The sequence below is a fragment of the Streptomyces sp. NPDC051218 genome (genome assembly GCF_044455475.1).
In the GTDB taxonomy this organism is placed as follows: domain Bacteria; phylum Actinomycetota; class Actinomycetes; order Streptomycetales; family Streptomycetaceae; genus Streptomyces.
The window spans coordinates 361,121-377,833 of record NZ_JBITEU010000006.1; the positions used below are offsets into that span (position 1 = coordinate 361,121).

General features: G+C 70.3%; 13 protein-coding genes and 1 tRNA gene. 4 read left to right on the forward strand and 10 right to left on the reverse strand.

Going from position 1 to position 16,713, the window contains the following annotated elements; genetic code table 11:
- Positions 1 to 63: 63 nt before the first annotated feature.
- Entirely contained in the window at positions 64 to 297 is a 234-nt protein-coding gene (gene chpH / locus ACIBCK_RS20390) for a chaplin ChpH (RefSeq protein ID WP_399392039.1), read from the reverse strand.
- 184 nt (positions 298 to 481) lie between these two features.
- On the reverse strand, positions 482 to 1,834 hold the full coding sequence (locus ACIBCK_RS20395; protein WP_399392041.1) for a M20/M25/M40 family metallo-hydrolase: 1,353 nt from the start codon (positions 1,832 to 1,834) through the stop codon (positions 482 to 484).
- A 181-nt stretch (positions 1,835 to 2,015) separates the two neighbouring features.
- Here ACIBCK_RS20395 and ACIBCK_RS20400 point away from each other — a divergent pair.
- Positions 2,016 to 2,103: transfer RNA gene (locus tag ACIBCK_RS20400), tRNA-Leu, on the forward strand.
- A gap of 89 nt (positions 2,104 to 2,192) precedes the next feature.
- Here ACIBCK_RS20400 and ACIBCK_RS20405 read toward each other — a convergent pair.
- From ACIBCK_RS20405 to ACIBCK_RS20425, 5 genes are all read right to left on the reverse strand, one after another.
- Entirely contained in the window at positions 2,193 to 2,993 is an 801-nt protein-coding gene (locus tag ACIBCK_RS20405) for an SAM-dependent methyltransferase (protein WP_399392043.1), read from the reverse strand.
- Between the two features lie 89 nt (positions 2,994 to 3,082).
- Positions 3,083 to 4,486: a hypothetical protein gene (locus ACIBCK_RS20410; RefSeq protein ID WP_399392045.1), complete on the reverse strand. Its 1,404-nt coding sequence runs from the start codon at positions 4,484 to 4,486 to the stop codon at positions 3,083 to 3,085.
- On the reverse strand, positions 4,473 to 7,349 hold the full coding sequence (locus ACIBCK_RS20415; protein ID WP_399392047.1) for a peroxidase family protein: 2,877 nt from the start codon (positions 7,347 to 7,349) through the stop codon (positions 4,473 to 4,475). Before ACIBCK_RS20415 ends, ACIBCK_RS20410 begins: the two co-directional genes overlap by 14 nt.
- Positions 7,350 to 7,712: 363 nt before the next feature.
- A complete protein-coding gene (locus tag ACIBCK_RS20420) occupies positions 7,713 to 8,114 on the reverse strand; it encodes a YchJ family protein (RefSeq protein ID WP_399392049.1) in 402 nt (133 codons plus the stop codon).
- 35 nt (positions 8,115 to 8,149) lie between these two features.
- Positions 8,150 to 8,851: a FadR/GntR family transcriptional regulator gene (locus tag ACIBCK_RS20425; RefSeq protein WP_399392051.1), complete on the reverse strand. Its 702-nt coding sequence runs from the start codon at positions 8,849 to 8,851 to the stop codon at positions 8,150 to 8,152.
- Positions 8,852 to 9,040: 189 nt separating this feature from the next.
- Between ACIBCK_RS20425 and ACIBCK_RS20430 the strand changes: the two genes are divergently transcribed.
- Both ACIBCK_RS20430 and ACIBCK_RS20435 read left to right on the forward strand, forming a co-directional pair.
- On the forward strand, positions 9,041 to 9,550 hold the full coding sequence (locus ACIBCK_RS20430) for a gluconokinase (protein ID WP_399392053.1): 510 nt from the start codon (positions 9,041 to 9,043) through the stop codon (positions 9,548 to 9,550).
- A gap of 48 nt (positions 9,551 to 9,598) precedes the next feature.
- Positions 9,599 to 10,996: a gluconate:H+ symporter gene (locus tag ACIBCK_RS20435; protein WP_399392056.1), complete on the forward strand. Its 1,398-nt coding sequence runs from the start codon at positions 9,599 to 9,601 to the stop codon at positions 10,994 to 10,996.
- Between the two features lie 62 nt (positions 10,997 to 11,058).
- Here ACIBCK_RS20435 and ACIBCK_RS20440 read toward each other — a convergent pair whose 3' ends face one another.
- The 3 genes from ACIBCK_RS20440 to ACIBCK_RS20450 all read right to left on the reverse strand — a co-directional run bounded on the left by ACIBCK_RS20440 (position 11,059) and on the right by ACIBCK_RS20450 (position 15,542).
- Entirely contained in the window at positions 11,059 to 12,651 is a 1,593-nt protein-coding gene (locus tag ACIBCK_RS20440) for an APC family permease (RefSeq protein ID WP_399392058.1), read from the reverse strand.
- Positions 12,652 to 12,693: 42 nt separating this feature from the next.
- Positions 12,694 to 13,653, reverse strand: coding sequence for a hypothetical protein (locus ACIBCK_RS20445; protein ID WP_399392060.1), 960 nt, complete (start codon positions 13,651 to 13,653; stop codon positions 12,694 to 12,696).
- Positions 13,654 to 13,886: 233 nt separating this feature from the next.
- On the reverse strand, positions 13,887 to 15,542 hold the full coding sequence (locus ACIBCK_RS20450; RefSeq protein WP_399392062.1) for an FAD-binding dehydrogenase: 1,656 nt from the start codon (positions 15,540 to 15,542) through the stop codon (positions 13,887 to 13,889).
- Positions 15,543 to 15,731: 189 nt separating this feature from the next.
- Here ACIBCK_RS20450 and ACIBCK_RS20455 point away from each other — a divergent pair, with 189 nt between their 5' ends.
- On the forward strand, positions 15,732 to 16,601 hold the full coding sequence (locus ACIBCK_RS20455) for a DMT family transporter (protein ID WP_399392064.1): 870 nt from the start codon (positions 15,732 to 15,734) through the stop codon (positions 16,599 to 16,601).
- Positions 16,602 to 16,713 lie beyond the last annotated feature (112 nt).

Sequence of the window (16,713 nt, forward strand, 5' to 3'; positions counted from 1 at the left end):
AGTGCATGGCGTGCACTCCGGGGCCCAGGGACTCAGACCCTCATGGGGTGAGGCACTGCAACGTCACTTGTTGACGCAGGTGTTGCCGAAGGCGGGGTTCAGCAGCCCGATCACGGAGACCGTGTTGCCACAGGCGTTCACCGGCACGTGCACCGGCACCTGGATGACGTTGCCCGAGAGCACACCGGGGGACTTCACGGCGGCACCCTGAGCGCCGGCGTCGGCAGCGGCGATGCCCGCACCCGCGAGCACGAGACCACCAGTTGCAGCCGCAGCGGCGACGATCTTCTTGATCATTATTCCTCCTTGTTGGCAATGCGATCCCAGCCGCGGACCGCACCACCTGTAACGAGAAGGAAGTAACGGGGCTACGAGCGTATGGTCCCTTTCACTCTTTTCAGTCAAGTACGCACGCGCTGACGATTATTGGAGTTTCGTTTCAGCACGTATTTCCGTCACGCGGGGGCGCACGGACCGGCGTTCAGGACGCGTCGATGAAACGGTCGAGCACGCGCACACCGAACTTCAGGCCGTCCACCGGCACCCGCTCGTCCACGCCGTGGAACATGCCCGCGAAGTCCAGCTCCGGCGGCAGCTTCAGGGGCGCGAAGCCGAAGCCGCGGATGCCGAGGTCGTCGAAGGACTTGGCGTCGGTTCCCGCGGAGAGCATGTACGGCACGGCGCGGGCGATCGGGTCCTCGGCCTGGAGCGCCGTCTGCATGGCGTCGACGAGCGCGCCGTCGAAGGTGGTCTCCAGGGCCTTGTCCGCGTGCACGTCCGTGCGCTTGACGTTCGGGCCGAGGAGCCGGTCGAGGTCGGCGAGGAACTCCTCCTCGTATCCGGGCAGGAAGCGCCCGTCGACGTGCGCCGTCGCCTGGCCCGGGATGACGTTGACCTTGTAGCCCGCGCCCAGCTGTGTCGGGTTGGCGGTGTTCTGCAGCGATGCGCCGATGAGCTTGGCGATGCCGCCGAGCTTGGCGAGCGTCTCGTCCATGTTCTCGGGGTCGAGCTCGGTGCCGAGCGCGTCGCCGAGCTCGTCCAGGAAGTGCCGCAGCGTCTTGGTCACCCGCACCGGGAACTTGTGCCGCCCCAACCGGCCCACCGCCTCGGACAGTTCGGTGATGGCGTTGTCCTTGTGGATCATCGAACCGTGGCCGGCGGTGCCGTCCACGGTCAGCTTCATCCAGTGCATGCCCTTCTGGGCCGTCTCGATGAGGTAGAGCCGCAGGTCCTCGTTGACCTGGAAGGAGAAGCCGCCGACCTCGCTGATGGCCTCCGTGACGCCCTCGAAGAGCTCCGGGTGGTTGTCGACGAGGTAACGCGCGCCGTACGTGCCGCCCGCCTCCTCGTCGGCCATGAAGGACAGCACGATGTCGCGCGGGGGCTTGCGGCCGGTGCGCATGCGCTCGCGGACGACCGCGAGGGTCATCGCGTCCATGTCCTTCATGTCGACGGCGCCTCGGCCCCACACACAGCCGTCCGCGATCTCCCCGGAGAAGGGGTGGTGCGTCCAGTCCTGGGCGTTGGCCGGTACGACGTCGGTGTGGCCGTGGATGAGCAGCGCGGGCCGGGAGCGGTCCTCGCCCTCGATGCGGGCCACCGTCGAGGCGCGGCCGGGGTGCGATTCGAAGATCTGCGGTTCGAGCCCCACCTCGGCGAGCTTCTCCGCGACGTACTCGGCGGCCTTGCGCTCACCCGGGCCCGAGTGATCGCCGTAGTTGCTGGTGTCGATGCGGATCAGATCGCGGCAGAGATCGACGACCTCGTCCTCACCGGTGACGGCCCGCGACCGGTCCGTGTCGCCCGCCCTGTCGGCCCTGCTCGACTCGCTCACGATGGTTCCTCCCGCTATCGCTGCTGGTGGTCCTCCTCATCCTCCCGCGTCCACCCTCCGACACCCAAGGCCGGGCACCCGCCGTCGCACGCCGTTCACGCTCCTGACCTGTGTGATCGGAGGCCCCCGAATGTTTGCTATGGTTTTCCACGTCGCCGCGGGAAACCGCGACAGACCACCGGTCCGGGTGGCGGAATGGCAGACGCGCTAGCTTGAGGTGCTAGTGCCCTTTATCGGGCGTGGGGGTTCAAGTCCCCCCTCGGACACCAGAGATTCACCACACATGCGCTGGTCGGGAGAGATCCCGGCCGGCGCTTTGCGTTGCCCGGAGGGGAGGCCCCCCGGGCGACGCAGTGGGTCAGGGCTTGCGTGCCACCGCCCCGTACATGGCGATGGCACGGTCGTCGATGCCGTCCTGCTCCGGGCCGGGCCGCCACTTGTGAACCTGGGTGACTCCGGGGCCGACCAGGTCCATCCCGTCGAAGAGGGAGGTGGCCGTCGGCAGGTCGCGCAGCGCCATGGGCATGCCCTGCTGGGCGTACTCCTCGGCGACCCGGCCGACCTCCTCGGGAGCGAAGTCCGCGGTGCCGATGGTCATGGCCAGGAAGCTGCCCGACGGCAGCGGTTCGAGCAGCCGCTGAACCAGACGCCGGTCGTCCGGCGGCAGGATGAAGTGGAGGATCCCGATGATCATCAGGCCGACGGGCTCGTTCACGTCGATCAGCGCACGGAATCCGGGACTGCTCAGGATGGCGTCCGGGTCGTGCATGTCGGCGTCGACGTAGGCGGTCGCCCCCTCGGACGAGCCCTGCAGGAGGGCGCGGGCGTGCGCCAGGACGATGGGGTCGTTGTCGACGTAGACGACGCGGGACTCAGGTGCCACCTCCTGCGCCACCTCGTGCAGGTTGGGGGCCGTGGGCAGGCCGGTACCGATGTCGAGGAACTGGCGTACACCCTGCTCCTGGGCGAGGTAGCGCCCGGCACGGTGCATGAACCGCCTGTTCTCCAGCATGTGTACGGGCAGCGCGGGCCAGTGCTCGCACATGGCGTCGCCTGCCTCCGCGTCGACAAGGTAATGGTCCTTGCCTCCCAGGATGTAGTCGTACACCCGTGCCGAATGCGCGGTCGAGGTGTCGATCCGATCGCCTGCGCTGTCCATGGGCCCGCTCCGCTCTTCCCGCCGACAAGATCTTCAGACGCTACAACGGACCGAACCGCCGATCGAACAGCCCGACGCGTCGCGGGGTTTCACCCGCGGCCGTCCCACAGGCCACCGTGGCGCCGGTGTGCCGATGTGAGGCCCTGGGTGAAGTACTTGTCGTAGTACTCGTTCTCCACGTGGTGGGCCTGCAGCCAGACTCCGGGGACGTGGATCGCGTCCGTGTGCGCGGGGAAACGGCGGTGCGTCGTCAGGATGTACGTGCAGATGTCGCGGGCGCACTCGATCACCCGCTCCTCGTACTCGCTCGCCTCGGCGAGGTAGCGCTGACCGTAGTCGTCCCGGTAGATGCGGCTGAAGACGTCCTTGTCGCCGTAGACGCCGCCGGGGCCGAACTTCTCGCGGATCACCGCGTCCACCGCGTCGGACATCGACGCGAAGGCGGGCGGGCAGGTCGCGGAGATCAGCTGCTCGCCGCCGGGGCCCTTCAGGCCCACGGGGTGCGAGCGCACGTTCGCGTACTTGGGGAGCGGGATGTGCCAGCGCCAGATGTCGGCCGGGCGCCAGCGCGGGGTGACGAAGGTGAAGCCGAGCATCTTTCCGTAGGCGCGGGAGAACTTCGGGTCGCCCAGGGCGATCTGGGGGTTGATGGATGCGTGGATCCAGGCGCCGAGGCCCATGGCGTCCGCCACCAGCATCAGGTTCTGCAGCAGCAGGTCCGCCTCGATCTGGGTGCGCAGCGGGCCCAGCGCGCCCAGCGGTAGCTTCAGCTTCTCGTTCAGGAACCCGTTCTTGATCCATTTCTTCACGCCGGCGGGGCGGTAGAAGTTCCGGTCGTCCACGAGCGTGGGCCGCGCCCCGTCCGGCTGCGTGAGCAGGTACATCAGGGCGTTGATGTACTGGTGGGAGAGGTCCACCACCGGGAACAGGATCGTGGTGCCCGGCAGGTTGGACAGGAAGCGGTTCGAGTCCAGGTAGGCCGGAAAGTCCCGCAGGCCATCCGCCACGTCGAGACGGTGGTCGAGGACCTTGACCTTGGCCTCACGGGCACGGGCGGTCAGCGTCGCGTCGTCGAAGGGCTCCTCCGGCGCCGGCGGCAGTTTCCGCAGGTAGTACGTGCCGGTGTCGTTGATGAGGAAGAAGTGCGTGCCCTGCGCGTTGTCGGGGCTGCCCGCCGTGCGCCCCGCCATGGTCAGGTTCGGCTTCGCCATGATCGGCTTGCCGTTGCGCGGATCCTCGAAGGGGCGGTCGGGCATCGTCAGGCCCGTACAGCCGGTGAGGGCGATCAGGACCGCTTCCTCGAGCTCGGTCAGCGGCTGCGGGGCGTCCTTGGAGACGTAGCTCATCGATCCGGCGGGGACGGTGGCGCCGCGGCTCACCCGGTGGGTGCGGCGGCGCCAGACCGTCTCCAGGAGCGGGCGTACGAAGAGGTCGGCGAGCCCGGGGTGGTGGCCGTTCACCCGGCTTTCGTCGCCGCCCTCAGTCGGTGGCATCGCTGTCTCCGTCCCGGGCCGGTTCGACCTGCCGCCAGGGCGCGAACGCGCTCGCGTCGCGCGGCAGCAGTCCCGCAAGGTCGGGGGCATGCCGCTGGATCACGGACTTCATGCCGCTCTTCTCGACCCATTCGATGCCCAGCGGCGTGTAGATCTCGGGGCGGTAGTCGACGGTCAGGAAGCGGTCGCTCTGCAGGCGCCGCGTGGCCATCAGGATGAAGACGCGGAAGGCCGTGTCGCTGAAACCGAAGCCGGTGGGCGGGTTCTCGGCGAACAGGCCGACCACGGTGTCGATCTCGTCGACGGAGCCGTAGACGTCCTTGAGGCGCGCGACGGTCCCGGGGTCCTGACTGAGGTCCTCGAAGCGGCGGATGCGCGGCTTGTGCAGGCCCGCGCGGAAGTCGTTGTAGCGCGGCACGCCCCGCCTGCGGGTCCGGACGAGGTCGACGACGGACAGGTCGATGATCTCGCCGTCACGCTCGAAGCGCTGGAGCGCGCGCGGGAAGTTGTTCAGGGTGATCGCGCCGGGGTGGGCGATGCCGAGCGAGTAGAGGGTGTCGGCGAGGCCCGTCTTGCGGATGGCGGCCTCCGCCGCGCCGCCCTGGATGTCCTGGAAGGACAGGCTCTCCAGGCGCTGCCCGAAGTGGTGCTCGCGCATCACGTAGTCGTCGGGGATCAGCGGGTGCATGCGGTAGACGGTGACGAAGTCCTCGGTGAGGGAGTAGGGCGCCGCGTGGTGGTCCGGCAGGGTCTTGGGGATGCCGGTCAGCGAGTGGGATTCCAGGAGCCACAGGCCGAGCTTGTTGAGCCAATTGCTGGGCGGGCCCTCCCAGTTGGTATGCAGGCCGAGCTTGATGGCCTCGGTGGCGAGGATCGCCGGGGTCCACTCCACCGTGTGGATCTTGGCGATGAGGGCGGACACCACCAGACGCGCCGCGTGATAGATGCTGTCCTCGCTCATCGCCGGGTATTCGCGGCGCATGGCCGCGCAGACCGCGTTGTGTTCACGGGCGAAGAGCGTGTGCATGGCGCTGAGTCCGAGCCACCAGCTCTCGTTGAAGCCGGTGAGCGGGATGCCGTTCTGGCCGACAGGCAGGTGCCCTTCCTCCAGGCGCAGGTCGGCGCTGCCGCCGGGCTCGCGCAGGAACTTCGCGGTCCGTTCGTCGGCGCCGTACACCTCGGAGCCGTCCCACCAGTGGGAGGCGGTGTTGGCGAAGAGGATCGGCGGCTGGTCGCCGGGGAGGTGAATGCCCTCGTTCTCGGCGAAGCGCATGACGTTCTCGGGCGGCCCGCCGGGGGTGTTGTGCCAGGTACTGCCGGGCGGCAGCGGGACCTCGACGGCCTTGCCGCCGACGGGGTGACGGCGATGGTTGACCCAGTCGTGGACCTGGAACTGGATCCAGGCCGCGGCCAGGATGTTGAGCGAGGTCGCCGGCACGAAGGTGTCGCGTTGGAGGAGTTGGCGGCTGACGGTGACGGGGTTCGGGGTGTCGAAGAGGTCGGGCCGGTAATCGGGCTTCAGATTGCGTCCGAAGGCCGCGCCCACGGCTCCCATGGAGGGCGCGGAGAGGTCGTTGTACGTTCCGTCGTACGAACGGGCGGTGCGCAGCCGCTCGTCGGGCGGCGCCGGTACGCGGACGGCTTTCGGGGGCGCCTCGTGGACGTCGGTGTCGATGAGGTTGAGGCGCCTGAGGGCCTTGCGCAGGAAGACCAGGTTGAGCAGGCTCGCCGCCAACGGCAGCCTGTGCCACGGCAGATAGCGGTTGAGTGCGGCGAAGAACCGGCCGACGGGGATGCCGAGCACGGTGTTGCGCAGCGGCTCCGCGGTGGTGAAGCGCAGGCCCTGGCGGTGGGCGGCGCTCGCCTCGTACGCGGCCTTGCGGGCGCGGTTGAGGTTGCCGAGCGGGCGGAACGCGTCGGTCGTGTACCAGGGGTTGAAGGCGAGCTCCTCGACCCGCCCCGCTGCCGCCTGCGCCTCGGCGGTGGTGAGGTCCTGGCGCGGAACGGTGAGGCGCCCGACGGGCACCGCGGGCGTGACGGTGTCCTTCCACTCCACGGAGCCGTCCTCGACGGGGGTGCGCACCTCGTCCACGTACCGCTGCACGCACAGGTCGAAGACGACGTCCGACGTGACGAGGCGGTGCGCCAGTTCGCGGTGCAGGAAGCCCGGGTCGCGGCGCTCGGGCTTCGGCTCGGGGGCGCTGCCCGCGACGGGGCGCAGGAGATAGCGGACGGGGCCCGCGTCGCCCCAGAGGATGGCGCCGCGGCTCCAGTACGTCTCCTTGGCGAGGCTGTTGACCTTGTGCCGGGTCGCGGCCTGGATGTTGCGCCGCATCCGGGTGGCGGTGGAGAGCCCGACGGCCGGCGGGAGCTTCACGAAGAGGCCGAAGGCCTTCTGCACGGTGGTGTTCGCGCCCGCCATGGCCTTGGCGAAGGCGACGAACTCGCGGGCGTCGCGGGCGTGCGACACCGGGAAGTTGGTGGCGAGCAGGTCATGGCTCTCCTCGGCCGACACCGTCACGCGCACGGCCACGCCCCGCAGATCGGCCGCGGCGTCGGGCTGCCGGGTGCCACTGGCGTTGGAGAGCCGCACGATCGCCGCGTACTCCGCGCCTGGCTCGGCGAATCCGCCGCGCAGGGCCTCGGGCAGGTCTTCGCGGAAGGTGAGGCGGGCGTTCTCCACACCGAGCGCGGGCTTCGCGTGCTGGGTGCGCGCGACGGAACCGGCGCCGCTGGTGCGCCGGTTCTTCGCCTGGACCTTCATGATCTCGCGGGCCAGGCGCTCGAAGAGACGGTGCTCCGCCTCGGGGCTGCCGCCCACGTATCGCTCGTAGGTCTGCTCGTACTGTCCGGTGTCGGCCATCAGGCGCTTCCTTCGCACGCAGGCGTACGGGACGGGGGCTCGCCCCTGTGTCGCGGCAGGACCTCGCGGCCCTGTCCGACGACAGGGCCTAGGACGCTACTGGCGGCGTCGGACGGCCACAGCGCGGGTTCCCGCCTATGTGCGGGGCGCTACCCGGGCCTCGAACAGGCAGGCGGGCAGCGGTATTTGGGCCCGTCGGCGGGCCGCGGCGATGGTGTGATGGGGCGCGGGTGATCGTCCGTGAGTCCCACTGGGGCCTCCACTCCCAGCAATCCCAGGAGCGGGAGGGCGCCCATGGCCGGTCCGCTACGGGTCGGCGCGCGCCCCTCGCGGGCCGGCCGACGGCGCAGGCGGCGCCGCCCGCTAGTCGATGAAGGCCCCGTCGACGTACACCCAGGCACCGTCGAGCCGCTCGAATCGGCTCCGCTCGTGGAGGGCATCCTGGCGGCCCCCGTCGGTGTAGCGGGCCCGGAACTCGACGGTGCCGGTGGTGTGGAACGCGGTCCCGTCGGCGGTGTCCAGGATCTCCAGGCCGACCCAGCGCATGCCCGGGTCGAACTCGACGCGGGGCGGCCGGGTGCGCGGGTGCCAGGTGCGCAGGAGGTATGCCTCGTCCTTGACGGCGAAGGCGCAGTAGCGGGAGCGCATCAGCTCCTCGGGCACGCCGGCCGCGGCCTCACCCCGGTGCAGCCGCCCGCAGCACTTCTCGTACGGCTCGGGGTGGCCGCAGGGGCAGGACTTGGCGGCGGGGGCGCGTCGTGACATGCGGACCATTGTCCTCGACGGAAGGGGTCGATCAGTTACGGGGCGAGGATGTCCAGCTCGTGCAGCGCACCCACGGCGATCTCCCGCGTCAGCTCCTCCGCCCGCGCCGCGTCGCCCTCGCGCACCGCCTCCGCGAGCCTGACGTGCAGGGTGACGGCCGCCGGGTCCGGGTCCTCGAACATGACCTGGTGGTGGGTGCGGCCCGCGAGGACCTCGGCGACGACGTCCCCGAGGCGGGCGAACATCTCGTTGCCCGACGCGTTCAGGACGATGCGGTGGAAGTTGATGTCGTGGAAGAGGTAGCCCTCCAGCTGCTGGCCACGCGAGGTGGCGACCATGCCGAGGGCGCACTCGGTGAGGGCCGCACACTGCTCGGGGGTGGCGTGCCGGGCGGCGAGCCCCGCGGCGGCCGGTTCGATCGCCGAGCGCAGGACCGTGAGGGAGCGCAGCTGGCGCGGCCGGTCGGCGCCGGCCAGACGCCACCGGATGACCTGGGGGTCGTAGACGTTCCACTCCTCGGTGGGCCGCACGGTCACGCCGACCCGGCGGCGGGACTCGACCAGGTGCATGGACTCCAGGACCCGCACCGCCTCACGCACGACGGAGCGTGACACCTCGAAGCGCTGGGCCAGCTCGTCCGTGCGCAACACGCTGCCCGGCGGGTACTCACCGCCGGTGATGGCGGGCCCGAGGCTTTCCAGTACGCGAGCGTGCAGCCCACGGGCCTGATCGGTCATGTCGTCAGGGTATGTGGGGACCCTCGGGAACAAAAAGTCAGACTTTTGTGTCACAGACTCTTGAATTTGTCAGACCTAATGGGTTTCAGTGACGTGAACGAGCCACGGGTCTCCCCCGTCCCGTGGCTCGTTCCGGACCGACGGCTCGTTTCGGACCGATGTCGAAGAAGACAGCGAGGCAGGACAGCGATGAGCACCCCCCACGTCGTCGTGGTCATGGGCGTGGCAGGAACCGGCAAGACAACGATCGGCCCCCTGCTCGCAGCGCAGCTCGGCGTTCCCTACGCCGAGGGCGACGACTTCCACCCCCCGGCGAACATCGCCAAGATGTCGGCCGGGACCCCGCTGACCGACGACGACCGCTGGCCGTGGCTCGACGCCATCGGCGCCTGGGCCCACGGCAGGGCCGGGCTCGGCGGTGTGGTCAGCAGCTCGGCGCTGAAGCGCGCCTATCGCGACCGGCTGCGGGCCGCGGCCCCCGGCGTGGTCTTCGTCCACCTCACCGGCGACCGGGCCCTCATCGAGGACCGGATGTCCCACCGGCAGGGCCACTTCATGCCGACGGCCCTGCTCGACTCGCAGTTCGCCACGCTGCAGCCGCTCGGCGCGGACGAGGCGGGCGTCGCGGTCGACGTCACCGGCAGTCCGGAAGAGATCAGCGAGCGCGCCTTCGTGGCGCTCGGCCGGCTCGACCAGTAGTCCCCCTGTCCCCCGCACCCCCCACCCCAGACGTACAAGGAAGCCACCGTGACCAGTCTCAGCGTTGAGATGCTGGCAGCGGACGCCGCCGAGCCGATCACCTCCGCTGGCCATGCCCAGCTGGGTATCGCCGTCCTCGCGGGCATCGCCGTCATCGTCCTGCTCATCACGAAGTTCAAGCTGCACGCGTTCCTGGCCCTGACCATCGGTTCGCTCGCCCTCGGCGCCTTCGCCGGCGCCCCGCTCGACAAGGCGATCGTCAGCTTCACCGAGGGTCTCGGTTCGACGGTCGCGGGCGTGGGTGTGCTCATCGCGCTCGGCGCGATCCTCGGCAAGCTGCTGGCCGACTCGGGCGGCGCGGACCAGATCGTCGACACGATCCTCGCCAAGGCGGGCGGGCGCTCGATGCCGTGGGCGATGGTTCTGATCGCCTCGGTGATCGGGCTTCCGCTCTTCTTCGAGGTCGGCATCGTGCTGCTGATCCCGGTCGTCCTGATGGTAGCCAAGCGCGGCAACTACTCGCTGATGCGGATCGGCATCCCGGCCCTGGCCGGTCTCTCCGTGATGCACGGCCTCATCCCGCCGCACCCCGGTCCGCTGGTCGCGATCGACGCGGTGGACGCGAACCTGGGCGTCACCCTCGCCCTCGGCGTGCTCGTCGCCATCCCCACGGTGATCATCGCCGGTCCCGTCTTCTCCAAGTACGCGGCGAAGTGGGTGGACGTCCAGGCTCCCGAGAAGATGATGCCGCAGCGTCCCTCGGAGGACCTGGAGAAGCGTCCCGGATTCGGCGTGACGGTCGCGACGGTGCTGCTGCCCGTCGTGATGATGCTGGCCAAGGCCCTGGTCGACATCATCGTGGACAATCCCGAGCACACGGTGCAGCGCGTCTTCGACGTCATCGGCTCACCGCTGATCGCGCTGCTCGCCGCGGTCCTCGTGGGCATGTTCACGCTGGGCCGGGCGGCAGGCTTCACGAAGGACCGTCTCTCGACGACGGTCGAGAAGTCGCTCGCGCCGATCGCCGGTGTGCTGATGATCGTGGGCGCGGGCGGCGGCTTCAAGCAGACCCTGATCGCGTCGGGCGTCGGTGAGATGGTCCTCGACATCTCCAAGGACTGGTCGATCCCGGCACTGCTGCTCGCCTGGCTGATCGCCGTGGTGATACGCCTCGCCACGGGCTCCGCGACGGTGGCCACCATCTCGGCGGCGGGGCTCGTCGCTCCGCTGGCCGCGGACATGTCCACCGCGCACACGGCGCTCCTGGTGCTGGCCATCGGTGCGGGTTCGCTCTTCTTCTCGCACGTGAACGACGCGGGCTTCTGGCTGGTCAAGGAGTACTTCGGGCTTGACGTCGGGCAGACGATCAAGACCTGGTCCGTCATGGAGACGATCATCTCCGTGGTGGCGGGCGGTCTTGTCCTGCTGCTGTCACTCGTGTTGTAGCGCAGTCCCCGGCACCGAGAACGCCGGGCGGGCCGGATGTTCCAGCCCGCCCGGCGTTCTCGTCATGCGCGCCCTGATGCCTGGCCGACCGGCTCCTCGGCCGCCTTCTCCAGCTGGAACGCCTCGTTGCCCAGGCCGATCCGCGCGTGCGCATTCGGCCTGGCCCGGCGCAGGACCGCGCCGTAGACCAGTCCGATCACGGCGGCGAGCAGGATGATGCCGGGCAGTACCCAGCTGAGCGCCGAGCCGGGGCCGGCGCCGACCAGGACGTCGAAGTCCTTGACGGTGTAGCCCGCGATGACGAGCAGGCCGGCCGCGGCGAGCGCGGACGCGGTGATGCGCCAGGCCTGGGCGCGCGCGGCGCCGCGTCGTACGAAGAAGACGATGACCGCGACGGACGCGGTGGCCATCAGGAGGATCACGCCGAGAGCGCCGATGTTGCCGCCCCAGGTGAACAGGTGCAGGACCGGCGCGGTCGGGTCACCGAACGCACCGTCGTCGGTGACCGCGAAGGCCACCACGATGACGACGGAGATGACCGTCTGGAGCAGGGAGCCGGTGCCGGGCGCGCCGGTGGAGGTGTTGGTCCTGCCGAACGCGGCGGGCAGCAGGCCCTCGCGGCCCATGGCGAAGGCGTAGCGCGCGACCACGTTGTGGAAGGAGAGGATCGCCGCGAACATGCCGGTCACGAACAGGACATGGAGTACGTCGGTGAAGGTGCCGCCGAGCCGCGACTCGGTGAGCCCGAAGAGCAGCCCCGCGCTCTGTTCCTGTGCGGCGGGCACGATGCCGGAGGGGCCGGCCGCGACCGTGAGCGCCCAGGAGCTGATCGCGAAGAAGACCGCGACGAAGCCGACGGCGAAGAACATCACGCGGGCGACGACGACCTGGGGACGGCTCGTCTCCTCCGCGTACACGGGGGCCTGCTCGAAGCCGGTGAAGGCGGCGATGCAGAAGCAGAGCGAGGTGGCGACGCCCGCGCCGGTGAGCGTGTCCGGGTTGAAGGCGTGCAGGGACAGGCCTTCCTTGGCCGGGTCCGCGATGGCCGCGATGTCGAAGATGACGACGAGCGCCACCTCGATGAGCAGCAGCACGCCGAGCACGCGCGCGTTCAGGTCGATCTTCAGCCAGGCGAGCACGCCGACGACGGCGACGGTGACAAGTGCCGGTATCCACCAGGCGACTTCGACGTCGAAGTAGGTGTTCAGGAGCCCGGACACCTCGAAGCCGAGGAGGCCGTAGAGGCCCGCCTGAAGGACGCTGTAGGCGACGAGCGCGACCAGCGAGGCACCGGCGCCCGCGGTGCCGCCGAGGCCCCTCGATATGTACGCGTAGAAGGCGCCCGCGTTGTGGACGTGGCGGCTCATCTCGGCGTACCCGAAGCTGAACAGGCCGAGGACCACGCCGAGGATGAGGAAGAGCAGCGGCTGCCCGACGATTCCCATCACGCCATACGTGGTGGGCATGACGCCCGCGACCACCATGAGCGGCCCGGTCGCCGCGAGCACGGACAGGAGAAGGCCCGCCGTGCCGAGCCGTCCTGCGCGCAGGGCCGTCTCCTGGCCTTTGTACGTGCTGATCCCGCTGCCGTCGGCTGCGCCCTTCGCGCTCGCGGGTCTCGTGTCGCTCGTGCTGCTCGAACTGCCCGTCGCCATGGCGCGGTTGTCCTTTCGAGTGGGCCGGTTGGATGCGGTCTCTCAGGCGGAGCCGAGCGCGGCGTCGCGCGCAGCGGTGAACGCCTTGTACGGGTCCCGGTCGGGGTACGACCAGGGGGCTCGGGTCGCGTGCCGCCCGATGCGGTGGAAGAGGGCGGCGGCCTCGGCCGCCCGGCCCTCGCAGAACTTGGCGTGGGCGAGGAAGTTGAGGTCGACGTGGCCGCGCGGGTGGGTCGCGCTCACCGGCATCTCCCACTCCAGCCACCAGTCGAAGGCGGCCTTCATGACCTGCCGGGCCCGGCGTCCCGTCCAGTGTTCGGACGCCGCCGGGTCCACGGGCTCGCTCCCCGCTGCGGCGAGCACGCGGTAGCGCTCGGCGTGCGCGATGACGGGCAGGACCGCCAACGGCGAGTCGTCGGGGGCCTGTTCGGCCGCCCACGCGGCGAAGTCGTACACCTCGTGCAGCGGGTCCTGGCCCGCCGCGGGGCGCCGCTCGGCGAGTCTTGCCACCATCAGGTGGTGGGCGTGGTGGTGCTCGGGATGCCGGTGGCGGACCTCGTCGAAGAGCCGCACCACGTCCTCCTCACGGCCGAGCGAACGCTCCAGGGTGAGCAGCGCGAGCCACGGCGTGGGGTCGGCGGGCAGCGCCGCGGCCACTTCACGGCAGGCCTCCCGCGCCTTTTCCGAGCGGCCCTTGCCGCGCAGCGCGAGGTGCACGGACGCATAGGCGAGCAGCACGAGGACATCGGTGCTCTCCGGCTCCGCGAGCCGCCAGTCGCGGGCCCAGGCCGTGGTGGTGGGCTCCTGGGCGAGTACGTCGAACCGGTGGCCCCTGCGGTCCCAGTCGTCACCGGTGGCGGCGAGCAGGGCGCGGACCTCGGTCCAGCGGCCCTGGGCCAACGCGGTGCGGGCGCCGGCGAGTTCGGTGTCGTCGAGTGCGGAGTCGAAAACGTAGGCCGCTCGCTTGCGGGAACGGCCCAAGGGGGGTGGGGGTGGTGACACCGCGGGACTTCCTCCCCGGCGCGGCTCGCGTGCGGATGATCACGCACAGCAAAGCGGTAGGCAGCCCTCCAGTCAAGGTCTGCCCACGCCGGGGCCCTTCACCAACTCGTTTCAGAATCCGCAGACTTCATCCCCCACCTGCGGAGTTACCCGCAAGGACACGATTCGGACAAGCGGTGACGATCACCGGGTGGTCCCGGCGAACGCCCCGGCCGACGCACCGACTTGGCGGCTCAGCCCACCGCCTTGGCCGCCGCCCGGCCCGCCGTGCGCCCCGAGAAGAGGCAGCCGCCGAGGAAGGTGCCCTCCAGTGAGCGGTAGCCGTGCACTCCCCCGCCGCCGAACCCGGCGGCCTCGCCCGCCGCGTACACGCCGGGGAGCGGTTCGCCGCCCTGGGCCATGACGCGCGAGGAGAGGTCGGTCTCCAGGCCGCCGAGGGTCTTGCGGGTGAGGATGTTGAGCCGCACGGCGACCAGCGGGCCCGCCCCGGGGTCGAGGATGCGGTGCGGGGCGACCGCCCGGATGAGCCGGTCGCCGAGGAACTTGCGGGCGCCGCGGATGGCGGTGACCTGGAGGTCCTTGGTGAAGGGGTTGCGGATCTCCCGGTCGCGCGCGGCGATGGTGCGGTGCAGCGCGGCCTCGTCGATGAGGGGCTCCTTGGTGAGCGCGTTCATGCCGCGCACCAGCGAGGAGAGGTCCTTCTCCACCACGAAGTCGGCGCCGTTGTCCATGAACGCCTTCACCGGGGCGGGCACGTCCGCGCGGGCCCGGTCGATGACGCCGCGCACGGACTTGCCGGTGAGGTCGGGGTTCTGTTCGGAGCCGCTGAGCGTGAACTCCTTGCCGATGATGCGCTGGTTGAGGACGAACCACGTGTACTCGTAACCCGACTTCATGATGTGTTCGAGCGTGCCGAGGGTGTCGAAGCCGGGGAAGAGCGGCACGGGAAGACGGTCGCCGCGCGCGTCGAGCCAGAGCGAGGAGGGGCCCGGCAGGATGCGGATGCCGTGGTTGTCCCAGATGGGGTTCCAGTTCTGGATGCCCTCGGTGTAGTGCCACATGCGGTCGCGGTTGATGAGCCGTGCGCCCGCGGTCTCGGTGATGCCGAGCATCCGTCCGTCGACGTGCGCGGGCACGCCGGAGACCATCCGTTCCGGCGGGGTGCCGAGCCGCTCGGGCCAGTTGGCGCGCACGAGGTCGTGGTTGCCGCCGATGCCGCCGGAGGTGACGATCACCGCCTGCGCCCTGAACTCGAAGGATCCGGTGACCTCGCGGCTGCTGGCCGTGCCGCGCTCGGCGTCGGACGGTTCGAGGATCTCGCCCGAGACGGTGTCCACGCTGCCCGAGCTGCGGGAGAGGCCGGAGACCCGGTGGCGGAACTTCAGCTGGACGAGCCCGCGGGCCACGCCTTCGCGGACCCTGCGCTCGAAGGGGGCGACGAGGCCGGGGCCCGTGCCCCAGGTGATGTGGAAACGCGGCACGGAGTTGCCGTGCCCCTGCGCGTCGTAGCCCCCGCGCTCGGCCCAGCCCACCACGGGGAAGAACCGCACGCCCTGTCCGTGCAGCCAGGCCCGCTTCTCGCCCGCGGCGAAGTCGACGTACGCCTCGGCCCACTTGCGGGGCCAGTGGTCCTCGGGGCGGTCGAAGGCGGCCGTGCCCATCCAGTCCTGCATGGCCAGGGAGTGCGAGTCCTTGATGCGGAGCCTGCGCTGCTCCGGGGAGTCGACGAAGAAGAGCCCTCCGAAGGACCAGTGCGCCTGACCGCCGAGCGACTGCTCGGGCTCCTGGTCCACGAGGATGACCCGGCGGCCCGCGTCGACGAGTTCCGCGGTGGCCGCGAGGCCGGCGAGGCCCGCGCCGATCACGATGACGTCTGCGTCGTAGGCCATCCGGGGGTTCCTCCTAAGCAGGGGCTTACTGGTGAGTCAGATCCTGGGCAGCGAAGGGACCCGCGTCAACCATTCGGCCCGGGTGACTCGTGGGGCGGAGCGTCCCGAGGAGGGCTATCGTCGGCCGGGTACCGCCAAACCACCACTTTCCGGTCCGCCTCGAGCCCGTCTCCCGTCCTGAGGTACGACGTGTCGGTCCTGGTCCTCGTCCTCTCCGTGTCGGCCGCCTGCTGCCTGGGCTTCGGCTTCGTGTTCCAGCAGGACGCGGCGCAGCGCGCTCCGCTGAGCGACTTCCTCTCGCCGCGGCTGTTGCTCGACCTGGTGCGGGTGCCGGAGTGGCTCGGCGGGATCGGTCTCATGGTGTGCGGCATGGTGCTCGGCGCGCTCGCGCTCGGCACGGGCGAGATCTCCCTGGTGGAGCCGCTCCTGGCGACGAACCTGATCTTCGCCCTCGCGCTCTCCCGGTACCGGACGAAGCAGTCCCTCGGTCGTCAGGGCTGGGCGGGGCTCGTGCTGCTCGCCGGTGGGGTCACCGCGTTCATCGTGGCCGGTGAGCCACGGGGCGGGGACTCCGAGTCCGATCCGCTGCGGCAGTGGCTGATCATGGGCGTGATGGTGGGCATCGCGATGCTCCTGACGGTGTACGCGAAGGGGTCACGCCACCGGTTCACCGCGGGGCCGGTGCTGCTCGGCGTCGCGGCGGGGCTGCTGTACGGCGTGCAGGACGCGTTGACGCGGGTGAGCGGGGGGCGGTTCTCCGCCGGGGGCTGGTCGGAGCTGCTGACGGGGTGGCAGCCGTACGCGGTGGTGGTGCTGGGGGTGACGGGGCTGCTGCTGGTGCAGAGCGCCTTCGAGACGGCGCCGCTGCGGATGTCGCTGCCCGCGCTGACCGCGGCGCAGCCCCTGGCCGGGATCGTGTGCGGGGTGGGGTTCATGGGTGACCAGCTACGGATGGACGCGGTCGCCCTCACCTGGCAGGTGGTGGGCCTCGCGGCCATCGTGGGCGGGATCGTGCTGCTGGGGTTGCATCCGGCGATGCCGAGGGCCGAGGCGCGATGACGGGCCCGGGGGCCTTCGGCGCCGTCATTACTGGCTTCGCCGAGTTCGTCCTCAAACGCCGGACGGGCTGAACTTCCGGCCAGATCCCGCTTTTAGTAATGGCGAGCATTAT